11 protein-coding genes are annotated in these 16,349 nt (G+C 74.7%); 9 read left to right on the top strand and 2 right to left on the bottom strand.

The features are described 5' to 3' along the window. Positions 1 to 134: 134 nt before the first annotated feature. The 3 genes from QQS41_RS10340 to QQS41_RS10330 all read left to right on the top strand — a co-directional run bounded on the left by QQS41_RS10340 (position 135) and on the right by QQS41_RS10330 (position 4,612). The gene (locus QQS41_RS10340; RefSeq protein ID WP_448852649.1) at positions 135 to 596 is read left to right on the top strand and encodes a universal stress protein; all 462 of its coding nucleotides are present in this window, start codon (positions 135 to 137) and stop codon (positions 594 to 596) included. A gap of 220 nt (positions 597 to 816) precedes the next feature. Further along, on the top strand, positions 817 to 1,014 hold the full coding sequence (locus QQS41_RS10335) for a DUF2613 domain-containing protein (protein ID WP_448852648.1): 198 nt from the start codon (positions 817 to 819) through the stop codon (positions 1,012 to 1,014). A 25-nt stretch (positions 1,015 to 1,039) separates the two neighbouring features. Next, the gene (locus QQS41_RS10330; RefSeq protein WP_448852647.1) at positions 1,040 to 4,612 is read left to right on the top strand and encodes an alpha-(1->3)-arabinofuranosyltransferase domain-containing protein; all 3,573 of its coding nucleotides are present in this window, start codon (positions 1,040 to 1,042) and stop codon (positions 4,610 to 4,612) included. Here the strand turns inward: QQS41_RS10330 and QQS41_RS10325 are convergent. Continuing rightward, positions 4,522 to 5,907, bottom strand: coding sequence for an acyltransferase family protein (locus tag QQS41_RS10325; protein WP_448852646.1), 1,386 nt, complete (start codon positions 5,905 to 5,907; stop codon positions 4,522 to 4,524). The two genes, QQS41_RS10330 and QQS41_RS10325, sit on opposite strands and share 91 nt — an antisense overlap. 283 nt (positions 5,908 to 6,190) lie before the next feature. Here QQS41_RS10325 and QQS41_RS10320 point away from each other — a divergent pair, with 283 nt between their 5' ends. Together QQS41_RS10320 and QQS41_RS10315 are read left to right on the top strand one after the other, a co-directional pair. Beyond that, positions 6,191 to 7,327 (top strand): DUF3068 domain-containing protein, encoded by a 1,137-nt coding sequence (locus QQS41_RS10320; RefSeq protein WP_448852645.1) that lies wholly within the window; start codon positions 6,191 to 6,193, stop codon positions 7,325 to 7,327. 218 nt (positions 7,328 to 7,545) lie between these two features. Continuing rightward, entirely contained in the window at positions 7,546 to 9,330 is a 1,785-nt protein-coding gene (locus tag QQS41_RS10315) for a hypothetical protein (RefSeq protein WP_448852644.1), read from the top strand. An 86-nt stretch (positions 9,331 to 9,416) separates the two neighbouring features. Here the strand turns inward: QQS41_RS10315 and QQS41_RS10310 are convergent, their stop codons facing one another. Continuing rightward, entirely contained in the window at positions 9,417 to 10,607 is a 1,191-nt protein-coding gene (locus tag QQS41_RS10310) for a glycosyltransferase family 4 protein (RefSeq protein WP_448852643.1), read from the bottom strand. Between the two features lie 47 nt (positions 10,608 to 10,654). Between QQS41_RS10310 and QQS41_RS10305 the strand changes: the two genes are divergently transcribed. The 4 genes from QQS41_RS10305 (at position 10,655) to QQS41_RS10290 (ending at position 16,322) form a co-directional block, all read left to right on the top strand. Then, entirely contained in the window at positions 10,655 to 11,494 is an 840-nt protein-coding gene (locus QQS41_RS10305) for a class I SAM-dependent methyltransferase (RefSeq protein ID WP_448852642.1), read from the top strand. A gap of 127 nt (positions 11,495 to 11,621) precedes the next feature. Continuing rightward, on the top strand, positions 11,622 to 12,857 hold the full coding sequence (locus QQS41_RS10300) for an acetyl-CoA C-acetyltransferase (protein ID WP_448852641.1): 1,236 nt from the start codon (positions 11,622 to 11,624) through the stop codon (positions 12,855 to 12,857). 47 nt (positions 12,858 to 12,904) lie between these two features. Next, entirely contained in the window at positions 12,905 to 15,112 is a 2,208-nt protein-coding gene (locus tag QQS41_RS10295; RefSeq protein WP_448852640.1) for a 3-hydroxyacyl-CoA dehydrogenase NAD-binding domain-containing protein, read from the top strand. Between the two features lie 409 nt (positions 15,113 to 15,521). After that, the gene (locus QQS41_RS10290) at positions 15,522 to 16,322 is read left to right on the top strand and encodes a GDSL-type esterase/lipase family protein (RefSeq protein WP_448852638.1); all 801 of its coding nucleotides are present in this window, start codon (positions 15,522 to 15,524) and stop codon (positions 16,320 to 16,322) included. Positions 16,323 to 16,349 lie beyond the last annotated feature (27 nt).

Raw genomic sequence — 16,349 nt, 5'->3', positions numbered from 1 at the left:
GCGGCGCCCCGGCGCCCCACCCCGGGGCGCTCCCCCGGCGGCGGCCCGCGCGGGAGGCGCCCGCCTAAGCTGGCGCACGTCGCGGCGCGTCCGCGCGCCGTCCGCACCGACCCATCCGAGGAGGCACGACCGACATGCCCGATTCCATGCTGATCGCCTACGACGGCAGCGAGGAGGCCCGCCGGGCGCTCACCGCCGCCGCGCGCTTCATGCGCGTCGACGTGGCGTACATCCTCACCGCCTGGGAGCCGATGGGCCGCCAGGCGGCCCGCACCGCCGGCACGTCCGGCATGCCGCAGCCGGAGTGGGTCAACTCCGGCGGCGACGACCCGGCGCAGGCCGAGGCGGAGCGGATCAGCCGCGAGGGCGTCCAGGTCGCCAAGGAGGCCGGCTTCGACGCGGAGCCGTACCTGGTGGAGACGGAGTCCTCCATCTGGTCCGCCATCGTCGACGCGGCGCTGGAGCTCGACGTCGACGTCATCGTCTCCGGCACCCGCGGCTCCTCCGGCCTGCGGGGGCTGCTGACGACGTCGACGGCGGAGGCCGTGCTGAAGAACTCGGGCAAGCCCGTCTTCATCGTCCCGCCGGAGAAATAGCGGGACCGGCGGCGCCGCGGCGCACCGCCGGGGCCCCCACCCCCGGGGGAATTTCCCGAAATTGCCCCCGAAACGTTTTGCCGTACTACAGTCCTTCACGTCCGCCGCCCACGCGGCGCGCCGGAGCCGCACCCGCGGCGCCGGGACACGAAGCCATCACCGACACCACCGTCACCACGAGCGGGCCCCGCGACGGGGCCGCCCACCGAAGGAGCGACGAATGCCCTACGAGACCGAGTCCGAGTCCCGCCGCAGCATGGGCCCCGCCCTGGCCAGCGCCCTCGTCGGCGCCCTCCTGGGCGGCGCCCTGATCTTCGGCGTCGGCCAGGCGATGCACCAGACCGACATCCCCGAGGCCACCCAGCGGGTCGCCGAGGAGGATGCGCTGCTCGGCGGCACCGAGTACGGCGAGCGCTAGCCGCCGCCCCTCCCCGCCGACCCCCGTGCCAGCCGAACCCACCATCCGCAGGGCGCCGATCCGCGCCCTGGCCGGATGGTGGGTTCCGCTGATCCTGCTGGGGTTCATCCAGTCCCCGGGGCGGATCGTCGCCGACACGAAGCACGATCTGTCGCAGGATCCGGCGGGGTTCCTGGCGCAGTCCCTGTCCATCTGGTCGGAGACGATGCCGCTGGGGCAGCTGCAGAACCAGGCGTACGGCTACCTGTTCCCGCAGGGCGCGTTCTTCGCGCTGGCGGACGCGACGGGGCTGCCCGCCTGGATCGCGCAGGCGCTGTGGTGGTCGCTGCTGCTGTGCGCGGCGTTCACGGGGTTCTACCGGCTGGCGGAGGCCGCGGGCGTCGGCCGGCACGGGGCGCGGGTACTGGCGGCGCTGCTGTACGCCGTGGGTCCGCGCATCGTCTCGACGCTGTCGGCGATTTCGTCGGAGGCGTGGGCCGTCGCCCTGGCCCCCTGGATCGCGGTGCCGCTGGTGCGGCTGCTGCGGGCGGAGCCGGGGTCGACGTCGCAGGGCCAGGTGGTCCGGGCCGCGCTGTCGTCGGCGATGGCGGTGCTGCTGACGGGCGCGGTCAACGCGACGTCGACGGCGGCGGCGTGCGTCGTCGCGGGCGTGCTGGTCCTCGCCGCGGCCCTGTTCGGCCCGGCCCGCCGCCGGGCGTGGGGGCTGCTGGCCGCCTGGATCCCGGCGGTGGCGCTGGTGAGCGTGTGGTGGCTGATTCCGCTGCTGCTGCTCGGCCGCTACTCCCCGCCGTTCACGGACTACATCGAGTCGGCGGGCGTGACGACGCGCTGGCTGAACCTGGCCGAGGTGCTGCGCGGCGCGACGTCGTGGGCGCCGTTCGTGTCGGTGGAGCGCGAGGGCGGCAACGCGCTGGTGTCCCAGCCGTTCTTCGTCGTCGCGACGATGGCGGTCGCCGCCGTCGGCGTCGCCGGCCTGGCGATGCGGTCGATGCCGCAGCGCCTCACCTGGTGGCTGGTCGGCGCCGTCGGCATCGCCGCGATGGCGTCGTGGACGTGGCCGTTCGCGCCGCTGGAGGAGCCGGGACGGGCGTTCCTCGACGGCGCGGGCGCCGCGCTGCGCAACGTCCACAAGTTCGACTCCGTGTGGCGCATCCCGCTGCTGATGGGCCTGGCGCACCTCACGTCGCGGGTGCTGCCGCCGCATGCGCCCGCGGACGGTGCCGCGGATGCGCGTGACGACGGCGACCGCCCCGGCTCCCCCGCCGGCGCCGACGGGGACGCCGCCGCGGCCGCGGAGGGCGGCGCCCGCGCCGATCGCGCGGCCCGCCTGGCGCCGTGGCTGCACCCGGAGAAGCACCCCCGGGCCATCGGCGCGATGGCCGTGCTGGTCATCGCCGTCTGCGCGACGGCGCCGGCGTGGACGGGCCGCCTGGCCCCGGGCCGCCCGTTCGAGCAGGTGCCCGCCTACTGGACGGAGGCCGCGGACTGGCTGAACGAGCACGGGCGCGGCTCCCGCACCCTGGTGGAGCCGGCGATGCCGTTCGGCGACCAGGAGTGGGGCTTCACCCGCGACGAGCCGATCCAGCCGCTGGCGGAGGTGCCGTGGGCGGTGCGCGACGCGGTGCCGCTGGTGCCGCCGGAGGCGATCCGGGGCCTCGACGGGCTGCAGGACGCCATCTCCCGCGGGCAGGGCGTGCCGACGCTGGCGGCGACGCTGCGCGCCCAGGGCGTCGGCCACGTCCTGGTCAAGCACGACTTCCGCGCCACGGGCCGCACCGCGGACCCGGCCGCCATCGGGCGGACGCTGGCGGCGTCGCCGGGGCTGCGCCCGGTCGCCGACTTCGGCGACGCCTCCCGCGGCGGCCTCGTCGTGTGGGAGGTCGAGGGCGCCGGCGACGCGCTGGCGCCGCGCATCGCCCCGGCGGACGCGCCGCCGCTGGTCGCCGGCGGCCCGGAGGTCCTGCCGCGCCTCGACGAGGTCGACGGCTTCTCCTCCGCCCGCGTCCTGGCGCAGGACGCCACCGCCCCGCTGACCGCCGCCCGGCAGCACCCGGTGCCGGTGACGGTGACGGACACCCCGGCGACCCGGTCCCGCAACTACGGCGAGGTCGTCGACGCCGTCACCGCCATCCGCCCGGACGACGACGAGCCGCGGGTGCCGAACCCGGTGCCCGACTACCCCGTCGCCGGCGCCGCGGAGACGTCCGTCATCGAGTCCGGCGGCACCGTCGCCGCCTCCTCCGAGGCCGACGACCCCTACAACTTCGGCGGCACCGAGCCCGCCCACTCCGTCACCGCGCTGGTCGACGGCGACCCGTCGACGTGGTGGAAGCCGGCGCGCGGCCACGGCCAGGCCGAGTACGTCGAGTTCACCCTGCCGGAGGCGACGGACCTGCGCGAGGTGCGGCTGACCGGCGCGGAGCGGCCGTTCCGCGTGCAGGTGCGCACCGACTCCGCGTCGACGTCCGCGCAGGTCTTCCCCGGCGAGACCGCCGACGTCGCCGTGCCCGGCGGGCCGACCGCGACCGTGCGCGTCACCGCCACGCAGGCGCCGCTGGGCTTCGCCCTGTCGGAGGTCCGCCTCATCGGCTCCTCCGGCGCCGACGTCACCCCGGCCCGCGTGCCCGCCGTGCCCCCGGCCCCGGAGGGCACCCACCCGGTGCGGTGGCTGCTGGGCCAGGAGATCCCGGAGGGCACGATGCGCCGCCTCGTCGAGCTGCCGCGCGACGTGACGCTGCGCGTCGACTCCGACGCCTGCCGCCGCGGCGCCGACTCCTCGTGGGTCCGCGTCGGCGACGGCGAGGAGCTGGCCTGCGGCGCCGAGGTCGCGCTGCCCGCCGGCCCCCACGTCGTCTCCTCCCCCGCCCGCTGGGTCGCGCTGACCGACGTCGCCGCCTACCCTCCCGCCCCCGTGGCCGGGGAGACCGTCGCCGGCGACGTCGCCCCCGCCGACGTCGACCGCGTCATCTGGCGGCCCGTCTCCGCCAACGAGGGCCTGCGCGCCACCGTCGGCGGCGTGGAGCTGCGGCCGACGCTCGTCGACGGCTGGCAGCAGGCGTGGATCGTCCCCGCCGGCGTGTCCGGGGCGTTCGCCGTGGACTTCCCCGCGGAATCGACGTGGCGCGGCGGCATCCTGGCGGGCGCCGTGCTGGCGGCGGTCATGGCCGTCGCGGCGATCGTCGTCAGGCGATTCACCCCCGACCCGCAGCCGGCGGCGCATGCGCCGGGGACGCGCGGCGCGGACCTGCCCGCCGCCGTCGCGCCCGCCGTCACCGCGGTGCTGTCGTTCCTGGTCGCGGGCCTGCCCGGGCTGGCCGTCACCGCCGTCGTCCAGGGCGGCGCGGCCGTCGCCGCCGCCGTCGCCCGCCGCCGCGCCCCCGCCACGTGGGGCCGGCGGGCGCCGGGGCTCGCCGCCGTCGGGGCCGGCTGCCTGGTCGCCCTGGCCGGCGTCATCGCCTCCCGCGCGCCGTGGCCGGAGTCCGGCTACCTCGCCGCGACGTGGGGCGTTCAGCTCCTGCTGGTCGCCGCGCTGTCCCTCCTGGGCGCCGCCCAGACCCTGCCCAGCCACCGGCGGGCCGGCTCCTCCACCAGCGCGTAGGACGCCGCCGCGACCGGGATGCTCAGCGCCGTGGTCGCCAGCCACACCGGCACCAGGCCGCCGTCGAACAGGTTGATGCCCAGCAGCGGGAACGCCACCGACAGCAGCGCCATGTGCCACAGGAAGATGCCGTAGGACCAGCGGCCCAGCGCCTGCATCACCGGGCTGGCCAGCACCCGCGACTCCGGGGCCAGCGCCCACGGGCCGATGATCGCCGCGCCGAAGACCAGGCCGCACCACGTGCGGCGCAGGAACTCCCAGTCCGTCAGCTCCACCAGGCCCTCCGGGCCCAGCACCGCCGCCAGCGTCAGCGCGCCCGCGGCGACGAGCAGCCAGATCCAGCGGTGCGACGCCGCGCGCTGCATCGCCTCCAGCTGCGCCCGCCGGCGGGGATCCGGGTGCCCGGCGAGGGACTCCAGCTCCGCCAGCACCATGCCCGCCGCGAACCAGGAGAAGTAGGCCGCCGGCTGGATGTGCGGGTTCACCCCGTCCGGGTACGGCAGCGGCAGCCACGCCCACCCGAAGCTCAGCACCGACAGCGCCGCCAGCGCGCCGATCCGCGCCCACTGCCCGCGGACCGGATCGATGCGGCCGAGCAGGATGACGAACAGCGGCATCGCGACGTAGAAGGACACCTCCACCGACAGCGACCACAGGTGCGTCAGCCCGCCGTGCAGGCCGTCGGCGACGAACACCTGCGTCAGCGTCAGGTTCGCCAGCCACGCCCGCCAGCCGGCGTCCGCGCCGACGGGGAACGCCAGCAGGACCACGAGGACCAGGACCCAGTAGGCGGGCAGGATGCGGGCGGCGCGCTTGCGGTAGTAGTTCCCCCAGTGCGCGGCGCCGCGCGACGCCCGGTTCGAGCGCCACAGCAGGAAACCCGACAGGGTGAAGAACACGGCGACGAAGAAGTCGAAGCGCCCGAGGATGCGCTCCCACAGGGCGCCGACGTCGTGGCCGGTCTGGAACGCGACGTGCGTGCCGATGATGCCCAGCGACGCCACCGCGCGCAGGCCCTCCAGCGCCGGCAGGAAGCCGGGGCGGAACGGCGGCGTGACGTCCGGGACGCGGCGGTCGCCGGAGTCGGGGGCGATGCCGTCGGACTCGCGGGCGACGACGGCGGCGAAGGCCGCGGCGGAAGCAGAGGCTGCGGCGGAGGCGGAGGCCGAGCCGGCCGCGCCTGCCGGGGCCGCGGCCGCGGGACCGGACACGGCGCCGGTCGCGTCGCCGGCGGCGGAATCCGCGGTGGAACCGGCGGTTTCGGGGCCGGGGGAGGTCTCGCGGGGGTGATTCACGGGCCGCTCCTCACTGCGTCGTCGGAAAGTCCCCGGGCCGTGCGGGCAACCGGCCGGGACGTGGGGGCCACTCTGCCATCCGCGCGGCCGCCATATCCCCGACCTGGGGAAACGGGCGGGCACGGGGGTGTCCGGCGCCTCCCCCGACCGGGCCGGATTGGCGATGCGCAGATGATTTTCATGAGTGCATGACAGGATGTTACGAGTTTTCCGCCCCGGAACCGTCACCCCTGCTAAGTTTCCGCTGTGAAACCTGCCCCGCGAACGGAAAGTTGCTGAACACATGAAGAAAACCCTGTCGCATATCGCGATCATCGTCGGCGCAGCGCTCGTCGTCATGGCCGTGCTGCTGCCGGCCTTCCTGGTCCCGAAGCTGAAGTCCATCCCGCTGGACACCGTCAGCACCACCATCACCGATCAGCGCGAGGGCTCGCTCCTCGACTCCGGTGCCCTGGGCAAGAACGAGCCGGTCAAGGGCCGCGAGAACGATCCCCGCTGCGAGGGCGAGGATCTGCCGGTCCACTGCTTCATCAACGAGCAGACCCCGCTGCAGTCGAACCGCCACGTCCACACCGAGGAGCCGTCCGACGGCGACGTCGTGACGCTCGAGGTCGGCACCACCATCCTCCGCGGCGACCGCGAGGAGCCGAAGAACCTCGTCAACGCGACCATCGACCGCATCACCCTGGACCGCTACACGTCCTTCCCGGTCGATGAGCCGATCTCCACGACGCAGTACCACAACCCGAACCAGCCGGGCGCGGACCAGCTGCAGGAGTTCACCCGTCCGGGCATCCAGTACCAGTTCCCGATGGGCGCCGAGAAGAAGTCCTACCCGTACTACGACGTCGTCGGCCTCATCGAGCAGCCGATCGACTTCATCGCGGAGGAGGAGCAGGACGGCGAGACGGTCTACAAGTACGAGATGACCATCGAGCCGGTGAACCTGTACGAGTCCTTCAAGGCCCACCAGACGGCCAACGGCCGCGAGCTGACCGAGGCCGACAAGAACCACATGGCCTCCCTGCGCCTGACCTTCCCGGCCCACAAGTGGGGCCTCGAGGGCGACGAGGACGTCACCATGGACCGCTGGTACGCCAACGTCCGCACCGTCCGCGTCGAGCCGACCACCGGCATGATCGTCAACGGCACGGAGCACATCTTCCAGTTCTATGCCGAGGACGAGGAGGACGCGAAGCGCATCGCCGGCCCGGACCGGGCCAAGGAGGAGCGCGAGCGCGACCGCACCGCCATGGACTTCGTCGCCCAGTGGTCCGAGCAGACCAAGTCCAACCAGCTCGGCAAGGCCATGGAGTCCGCCGGCAAGCTGAGCACCTTCGGCACGGTCGCCCCGATCATCCTGGGCATCATCGGCCTGGTCCTCGTCGTCGCCGGCATCATCGGCGCGCGCCGCAGCTAGCCGACGCCCCCGCGTCCACCGCACCCGCCACCCGCGGGCAGGTTCACCGCCGGGCCCTGCGGCCCCGCGCCGCACGGCGCACCCCGCCCGGCACGCCGACGCCCCGCCACCGGAGACCCCGGTGGCGGGGCGCCGCCGATCCCGGGGCCGGCGGGACCGGCCGCCTCCGCTCCGCCGCATCCCCGCACGCCCGCCCCCGAAAAACATAGGATTGCCGCGTGAGCACGAGGAACCCCGCAGCGCCCGGCGGCGCGACCGCCGCCTTCGTCCCCGGCGCCGTGCCCCGCGGCACGGTGCACGTCGCCGCCATCGCGTGGACGCTGCTGCTCACCGTCCTGGCCCTGTGGCCGCTGGCGCTGCCGGGCGATCTGCTGCTGCGCGACATGGTCGTCCCGGCGCATCCGGCGCTGACCGACGCGGCGCTCGGCGTCGGTGGCTCCCCCGCGCGGGCGACGCCGCAGGACGCGCTGCTGGCGCTGGCGGGGCAGGTCACCAGCGCCGCGCGGGTGGCGTCGTTCCTGCTGTTCGCGGCGTTCATCGCCGGCGGCGTCTGCGCCGCGGAGCTCGTGCGGCGCCTGCTGACCGCGGGCCCGGTCGGCCAGATCGCCGCGGTGACGGTGACGCTGTGGAACCCCTTCGTCGTGGAGCGGCTGCTGCAGGGCCAGTGGTCGCTGGTGCTGGGGGCGGTGCTGCTGCCGGCCGTCGCGGTGGCCGGGGCGGTCGGCGCCCGCTGGTGGCGGGCGACGGCGATGGCCGCGGCGGGCATCACCCCGACGGGCGCGCTGCTGGCCACCGCGGTCGCCGTCGTCGCCGCCCGCGGGTGGCGGGACCGGCTGTTCGCCCTGGCGACGGGCGTCGTCGCCTCCGCCCCGTGGCTCGTCGTCACGGTCGCCGCGATGGTCGCGGGCCCGGCCGGCGCCTCGGGCGCCGCCTCCGATCCGGAGGGGGCGCACGCGTTCGCGGCGCGGGCGGAGCACTTCGTCGGCACGCTCGGGGCGCTGGCGGGCCTCGGCGGCATCTGGAACTCGCAGGTCGTGCCCGCTTCCCGGGAGCACGGCGTCGCCGCCCTGGCGGTGATGGCCCTGCTGGCGCTGCTCGCCGCGGGCGCCCGCCGGGCGTGGGCGCCGGGCGCGGTGCGCGCGGGCGTCGGCGCCCCGGAGGCCATCGCGGTGCGCCGCCGCCTCATCGTCCTGGCCGCCGCGGCGGTGGTGCTGCCGGCGCTGGCGGCGACCGGCCCGGGCCTGGCGGTGATGGAGCGGCTCATCGCGGGCGTGCCCGGCGCGGGCATCCTGCGCGACGGGCAGAAGTGGGTGGCGCTGGCGCTGCCGGGCTACGCGGTGCTCGCGGCGGCGGGCGCGACGGCGCTGGCGGCGCGGCTGCCGCGGCCCCGCCGGCCGCTGGCCGCGGCGACGGCGGCGCTGATGATCATGGTCGCGGTGCCGGAGCTGCCGGCGGCGGTGGCGCCGCTGCGGCCGGTGGCGTCGTGGCCGGGCTGGCAGCCGGTGTCGGGCCTGGTCGCCATGACGGACCAGGACGTGGCGGTGCTGCCGGCGGGCACCTACCGCACCATCGCGGGCCGGCCGGTGCTGGACCCGGCGACGAAGATCCTTCCCGCCGACGTGCTGTCCACCGGCGATCTCGCCGTCGGCGGCCGCCTGGTAGAGGGCGAGGCGACGCGCGCCTCCCGCGTCCAGGACGTGCTGCTGCACGCCCCCGGCGACGCGGTGGAGCGGCTGCGGGCCGAGGGCGTCGGCTGGGTGCTGCTGGAGAACTCGCCGGGCGAGGTCGGCGCCTCCGAGCGCGTGCTGGCGCAGCTCGATCGCGTGTACTCGGATGCGGCGCTGACGCTCTTCCACGTCCCCGGCGCCGTGGCGCGGACGCCGGACGCCGACCGCGCGCCGGCGTGGGCGGGGCTGACGATCTGGGCGGCGCTGCTGCTGTCGGGCCCGCTCGCCGCGGCGCTGCGCGGGGCCGGCGCCGCGGCCTCCCGGGCGCGGCGCTGAGGCGGGCGCGGGGCCGCCGTCGTCACGCGGCGCGCGCGATCGCGCGCGCACCGCACGATGCGTGACGACGGCACCCGCCCGCGGCGTCAGCCCTCCGCGACGTCGAGGATGACGCGCTCCATCGCCTCGGCGGTGGCGTCCCAGCTGAACGTCTCCGCGCGGCGGCGGGCGGCGTCGCCGAGGCGGCGGCGCAGGTCGTCGTCGGCGACGAGGCGGCGGACCTCCCCGACGAGGTCGCCGGGGGCGTCGCCGGCGAGGACGCCGGTCTCCCCGTCGACGACGCTGTCGCGCAGGCCGGCGGAGGAGGCGTAGCCGATGGTGGGGACGCCGTGCTGGGCGGCCTCGATGACCGCGAGGCCCCAGCCCTCCTTGCGCGACGGCATGAGGTGCAGGTCGGCGCGGGCGAGGATCGCGTGCTTCTCCTCCTCCGACACCTGGCCGTGGAAGATGACGTGGCAGCCGACGCCGCGGCGGCCGGCGTAGTCGAGCAGCTCGTCGCGCCACCAGCCGGAGCCGATGACGTCGAGGACGATGCCGGGGTGCTCGGGGGCCAGCGCGGCGACGGCGTCGATGGCGTGCTCGATGCGCTTGTGCGGCACCAGGCGGGACAGGGTGACCAGGCGGGGGCCGGCGGCGGAGCCGGTGATGGCGGTCATGCCGGCGGCGTCGTCGCCCTCCGCGGCGGCGGCCGCCGCGGCCTCGGCGCCGGGTCCGTCGGGGACGGGGTCGACGCCGTTGCGGATGACGGTGACGGCGTCGCGGCGCACGCCGAGGCCCTCGAGGTCGTCGGCCGACGGCAGGGACACGGTGACGTAGCGGCAGCCGCGGTGGACCAGCGGGGAGACGACGGACTCGATGAACCAGCCGATGCGGCCGGTCAGCGGCCCGGCGACGGGCCACTGCTCGCGGTGGCAGTGGTGGGTGAGCAGCACGGTCGGGGCGCCGGAGAAGACGCGCGCCATGAACGGGATGCCGTTCTGCGTGTCGACGACGACGTCGGGCCGGCCGCCCAGCTCCCGGGCGATGGATCCGAGGCCCGCGCGGGCGGCGAGCATCGACAGCCCGGCGCGGACGTAGACGCCGTAGCTGCCGCCGGCGCGGGAGTAGCGCACCCCCGCTCGGGTGGAGCGGCGCGGGGCGCCGGCGTAGGCGGCGGTGCGGAAGACCACCCGGTGACCGCGGCGGGCGAGGTGCTCGGCCACGCGCTCGAGGTAGCGCTCGGAGCCGCCGCCCTCGGGGTGGCCGGTGTCGCGCCAGCACAGCAGGAGAATCTTCATGACGGCGCAGTCTAACGCGCCGGTTCTTCCGGTATACCTTTGATCCCGTGATCGAAGCATTCCGCGACCGGATCGTCCCCGCCCCGCTGCGCACGCTCACCCCGCACGCGACGCTGCGCAGGTCCTTCGGGCTGCTGGACTCCTTCAAGTACGAGCAGCCGGAGCCCGCCCGCTTCTACGGCCACCTGGCCGATGACACGGTGTCGCTGCTGGAGGGCATCGCCGAGGGCGAGCTGCGCCCCGCCTCCGCGGACGCCCCCGGCGCGGGCATCGTCGACTCCCCCCTGACGGGGGCGCGGATCCTCGACGTCGGTGGCGGCCCGGGCTACTTCGCCGAGGCGTTCGCCCGTCGCGGCGCCGACTACGTCACCTGCGAGCCGGACGTCGGCGAGATGGCGGCGGCGGGCATCCGCCTGGAGTCGTCCGTGCGCGGCTCCGGCCTGGAGCTGCCGTTCCGCGACGGCGCCTTCGACCTGACGTACAGCTCCAACGTCGCGGAGCACGTGGCGGAGCCGTGGCGCATGGGCCGCGAGATGCTGCGCGTCACCCGCCCCGGCGGCCTGGTCGTCTACAGCTACACCATCTGGTACGGCCCGTTCGGCGGCCACGAGATGGGGCTGACGCACTACCTCGGCGGCGACCGCGCCCGCCGGATGTACGAGGAGAAGCACGGGAAGCGGCCGAAGAACTACTACGGCGAGTCCCTGTTCAAGGTCCACTGCCGCGAGGGCCTGGAGTGGGGCCGGGAGATGGACCGCTCCGGCGAGGCCGATCTGCTCGCCGCGTTCCCCCGCTACCACCCGTGGTGGGCGTGGTGGATGACGCGCGTCCCCGCCTTCCGCGAGGTCGCGGTCAGCAACCTCGTGCTGGTCCTGCGCCGCCGGTAGCGGGGTCGCGCGGGCGTCCGGGGGTGCTTCTGCCGGAATACACGTCATTGCGTTGCCGCGGCGGAAATGGCGGGGATACAGTGACGTGCAACACATCGTCACCTACTGCGCGAGGACACGAAACCCCATGACCAACCCCACCATCCCCGCGGGCGGCGAGGCCTTCATCTACGAGGCCATCCGCACCCCGCGCGGCAAGGGCAAGAAGACCGGTTCGCTGCACGAGGTCCGCCCCGTCCAGCTGCTCGTCGGCCTCATCGACGAGCTCCGCACCCGCTTCCCCGACCTGGACGAGGAGCGCATCAGCGACCTCATCGTCGGCTGCGTCACCCCCGTCGCCGACCAGGGCGCCGACATCGCCCGCACCGCCGCGCTCGTCGCCGGCCTGCCGTACCGCACCGGCGGCGTCCAGGTGAACCGCTTCTGCGCGTCCGGCCTCACCGCCATCAACCTGGCCGCCCAGAAGGTCCGCTCCGGCTTCGACGAGCTGGTCCTCGCCGGCGGCGTCGAGTCCATGTCCCGCGTCCCCATGATGTCCGACGGCGGCGCCATGGCCATGGACGCGCAGGTCTCCTTCGCCACCGACTTCGTCCCGCAGGGCATCTCCGCCGACCTCATCGCCAGCCTCGACGGGCTGACCCGCGACGAGCTCGACGCGTTCGCCGCCCGCTCCCACGAGCGCGCCGCGAAGGCCCGCGAGGAGGGCCGCTTCGACCGCTCCGTCGTCCCGGTCGTCGACCAGAACGGCATGACCATCCTCGACCACGACGAGACCGTCCGCGCCGGCGTCACCGCCGAGTCGCTGTCCGGCCTCCGCCCGGCGTTCGCCGGCATGGGTTCCCAGGGCGGCTTCGACGCCGTCGCCCTGAAGAAGTACCCGCAGCTCGAGCAGGTCCAGCACCTCCACCACGCCGGCAACTCCTCCGGCATCGTCGACGGCGCCGCCATGACCCTCGTCGGCTCCGAGAAGGCCGGCGCGGACATGGGCCTCGAGCCCCGCGCCCGCGTCGTCGCCACCGCCGTCAACGGCGTCGAGCCGACCATCATGCTCACCGGCATCGAGCCGGCCGTCCGCGAGGTCCTCGCCAAGGCGAACCTCACGGTCGACGACATCGACGTCTGGGAGATCAACGAGGCGTTCTCCGCCGTCGTCCTGCACGCCCAGCGCTCGCTCGGCATCGACGACGAGAAGCTCAACATCAACGGCGGCGCCATCGCCATGGGCCACCCGCTGGGCGCCACCGGCGCGATGATCACCGGCACCGCCATCGACGAGCTGCACCGCTCCGGCGGCCGCTACGCCCTGATGACGCTGTGCGTCGCCGGCGGCATGGGCGTCGCCACCATCATCGAGCGCGTCTAGCCCCTCCCACCCGAACGCATCAACGAAGACACCCAGGAGAACGCACCATGACCGACAGCATGTTCCGGTGGGAGCAGGAGGGCGGCGTCGTCACGCTGACGATGGACGACCCGAACGCGCCCGTCAACACCATGAACCAGACGTTCCGCAAGGACCTCACCGAGGTCGCGCAGCGCCTCGAGGAGGCCGTCGGCGACGGCTCCGGCGACGTCACCGGCGTCATCATCACCTCCGCGAAGAAGACCTTCTTCGCCGGCGGCGACATCAAGCAGATGTCCAAGGCGGGCGCCGACGACGCCCGCGACATGTTCGAGATGGTCGAGGAGATGAAGGCCGGCCTCCGCCGCATCGAGCTCCTCCCCGTCCCCGTCGTCGCCGCCATCAACGGCGCGGCGCTCGGCGGCGGCCTCGAGGTCGCCCTCGCCGCCAACCACCGCATCGCGGTCGACTCCCGCTCCGCCAAGATCGGCCTGCCCGAGGTCACCCTCGGCCTGCTGCCGGGCGGCGGCGGCATCTCCCGCGTCACCCGCATGCTCGGCCTGCAGGACGCCCTCATGAAGGTCATCCTGACCGGCAAGCAGATGGCGCCCGCCCAGGCCCTGAAGACCGGCCTCGTCGACGAGGTCGTCCCGGCCGACGAGCTCCTCGACCACGCCCGCGCCTGGCTCGCCTCCGACGAGGCCCGCGCCGCGCAGCCGTGGGACGAGAAGGGCTTCCGCTTCCCGGGCGGCACCCCGACCAACCCGAAGCTCGGCGCCGTCCTGCCGTCCTTCCCCGCCAACCTCACCAAGCAGCTCAAGGGCGCTCCGATGCTCGCCCCGCGCCGCGCCATGCAGGCCGCCATCGAGGGCGCCCAGGTCGACATCGACACCGCCCTGCGCATCGAGTCCCGCTACTTCACCGAGCTCGTGTGCGGCACCCAGTCGAAGAACATGATGCAGGCGTTCTTCTTCGACCTGAACCACTGCAACGGCGGCGGCTCCCGCCCGCTGCAGGCCGACGGCACCCCGTACCCGAAGACCGAGTTCAAGAAGGTCGCCGTCGTCGGCGCCGGCATGATGGGCGCGGGCATCGCCTACGTCTGCGCGAAGGCCGGCATGGACGTCGTGCTGAAGGACGTCTCCCTGGAGAACGCCGAGCGCGGCAAGGCCTACTCCGAGGGCCTCGAGGCCAAGGCGCTGGAGCGCGGCCGCACCACCGAGGAGAAGTCGAAGGCACTGCTCGACCGCATCGTCCCGACCGAGTCCTACGACGACATGTCCGACGTCGACCTCGTCATCGAGGCCGTCTTCGAGAACACCGAGCTCAAGCACAGGGTCCACGCCGAGATCGAGGCCGCCGTGCCGGAGACCGCGGTGCTGGGCTCCAACACCTCCACCCTGCCGATCACGGAGCTCGCCTCCCACGTCAAGCGCACCGGCGACTTCATCGGCCTGCACTTCTTCTCCCCCGTGGACAAGATGCAGCTCATCGAGATCATCTCCGGCGACGAGACCGACCCGGCCATCCTGGCCAAGGCCCTCGACTTCGCCGTCCAGATCCGCAAGATCCCGATCGTCGTCACCGACTCCCGCGGCTTCTACACCTCCCGCGTCATCGGCACCGTCATCAACGAGGCCATCCGCATGCTGGCCGAGGGCCACGAGCCCGCCGTCATCGAGGCCGCCGCCCGCCAGGCCGGCTACCCGGCCCCGCAGCTGCAGCTGGCCGACGAGCTGAACCTCAAGCTGATCAAGAAGATCGGCGACGAGAACCGCGCGGCCGCCGAGGCCGAGGGCCGCACGCTGGACGACGGCGGCGTCACCGAGATCGTCGAGCGCATGCTCGGCGAGTTCGACCGCCCCGGCAAGCTGGAGGGCAAGGGCTTCTACGAGTACGCCGACGGCCGCCGCGCCGGCCTGTGGGAGGGCCTGCGCGAGCACCTCGGCGGCGGCTCCGTCGCCCCGGAGGAGTCCGACCTCCAGGATCTCGCCGACCGCATGCTGTTCATCGAGGCCATCGAGACGCAGAAGTGCGTCGACGAGGGCGTCGTCCTGCACGACGCGGACGCCAACATCGGCTCCATCTTCGGCATCGGCTACCCGGCGTGGACCGGCGGCACCCGCCAGTTCATCACCAACTACGACGGCGCCACCGTCATCTCCGGCGAGGGCAACGCCGACCGCCGCGGCGTCGAGGGCTTCGTCGCCCGCGCCGAGGAGCTGGCGGAGCGCTACGGCGACCGCTTCACCCCGCCGGCGTCCCTGAAGGGCTAGCCCCCTCCCCGGCCGGCCGGGGGCTTAGTCCCCGCCGCCGGCCCGGGAAACCGGCCGGCGACCCCCGCGCACCCGCGCGGGCGGCGCCGACCGCCGGGCCAGGCGGGCCCGGCCCCCGCGCCCCCCGCGTCCCCGTGACGCGGGGGTCGTCGTCACGCACGGGGACCCGACCATCCGGGACGATGGGCGGGCGGGTGACGCGGAGGCCGTCGTCACGCGGAAGCGCCTGCGCACCATCCGCACCACCAACCCCTCGCGTGCGGGGGTGAAACCTGCTAGTTTTACCGTCAATCCGATTTTCGTAACGAACCGGCAACGGCTACCCTGGGGGAACGCCGCGGCCCCCGCGCGCCCGCGCCCGGGACGCCGCCCCCGCGTCCGCAGCCGCACCACCGAAGGAAGGCCCCACATGCGCATCCGTCCGATCCTGGCCGGCCTCGCCGCCGCCGGCATGCTCGCCGCGGCGGCCCCCATGGCCGCCGCCGCCCCGGGCAACGCCGTCGCGTTCGGCGACTCGCTCACCGCGAACCCGAGCCTCGTCGACTACGCCCGCGCCTCCCAGCCCGGCCAGGCCAACGCCGCCGACTGCCCCACCGACGGCCGCTTCGCCGCCGGCTACTCCGCCGCCTCCGGCCTGCACACCGACGACTACACCTGCGCCGGCGCCTCCTTCCGCACCGGCGGCATGCGCATCGCCGAGCAGGTCCGCCGCGCGACCGAGTCCGGCGCCCTCGACGCCGGCACCTCCCAGGTCGTCCTCCTCGCCGGCGCCAACGACACCTACCCGTACGTGCTGAACCAGCGCATGCCGGTCCCGGAGATCCAGGAGAACCTCCGCGTCGCCGTCCGCGACACCGTCAACCAGATCCGCGCCGCCGCCCCGAACGCGCGCATCAAGCTCGTCGGCTTCCCTACCATCTCCGCCCCGGACGGCGGCGTCTGCCTGGTCAACTTCGGCCCCGGCGGCGCCCGCACCCCCGGCATCAACATCCGCGAGATCGAGGACGGCCTGCAGTGGGCCGTCATCCAGGCCGCCGGCGACACCGGCGTCGAGTTCGTCGACCTCAAGCCGATGTCCACCGGCCACGACATGTGCTCCGCCGACCGCTGGATCGTCGGCGTCATCGACGACAAGCTGCCGTACAACCTGACGCTGCACCTCACGCACGCCGGCCTCGACGCCGTCGCCGCGCACGCGGGCCGCGCGTAGGCAGCGCATAGGGCGCGCGGACCGGGC

The organism is Corynebacterium sp. 335C (assembly GCF_053525695.1).
This window is presented reverse-complemented; position numbering and strand designations above follow the sequence as displayed.

Bases quoted from the DNA above. Each gene is read 5' to 3' on its own strand.
- QQS41_RS10335 (WP_448852648.1), top strand. From the start codon at position 817: ATGCCCTACGAGACCGAGTCCGAGTCCCGCCGCAGCATGGGCCCCGCC.
- QQS41_RS10320 (WP_448852645.1), top strand. From the start codon at position 6,191: ATGAAGAAAACCCTGTCGCATATCGCGATCATCGTCGGCGCAGCGCTC.
- QQS41_RS10310 (WP_448852643.1), bottom strand. From the start codon at position 10,607: ATGAAGATTCTCCTGCTGTGCTGGCGCGACACCGGCCACCCCGAGGGC.
- QQS41_RS10300 (WP_448852641.1), top strand. From the start codon at position 11,622: ATGACCAACCCCACCATCCCCGCGGGCGGCGAGGCCTTCATCTACGAG.
- QQS41_RS10290 (WP_448852638.1), top strand. From the start codon at position 15,522: ATGCGCATCCGTCCGATCCTGGCCGGCCTCGCCGCCGCCGGCATGCTC.
- QQS41_RS10340 (WP_448852649.1), top strand. From the start codon at position 135: ATGCCCGATTCCATGCTGATCGCCTACGACGGCAGCGAGGAGGCCCGC.
- QQS41_RS10295 (WP_448852640.1), top strand. From the start codon at position 12,905: ATGACCGACAGCATGTTCCGGTGGGAGCAGGAGGGCGGCGTCGTCACG.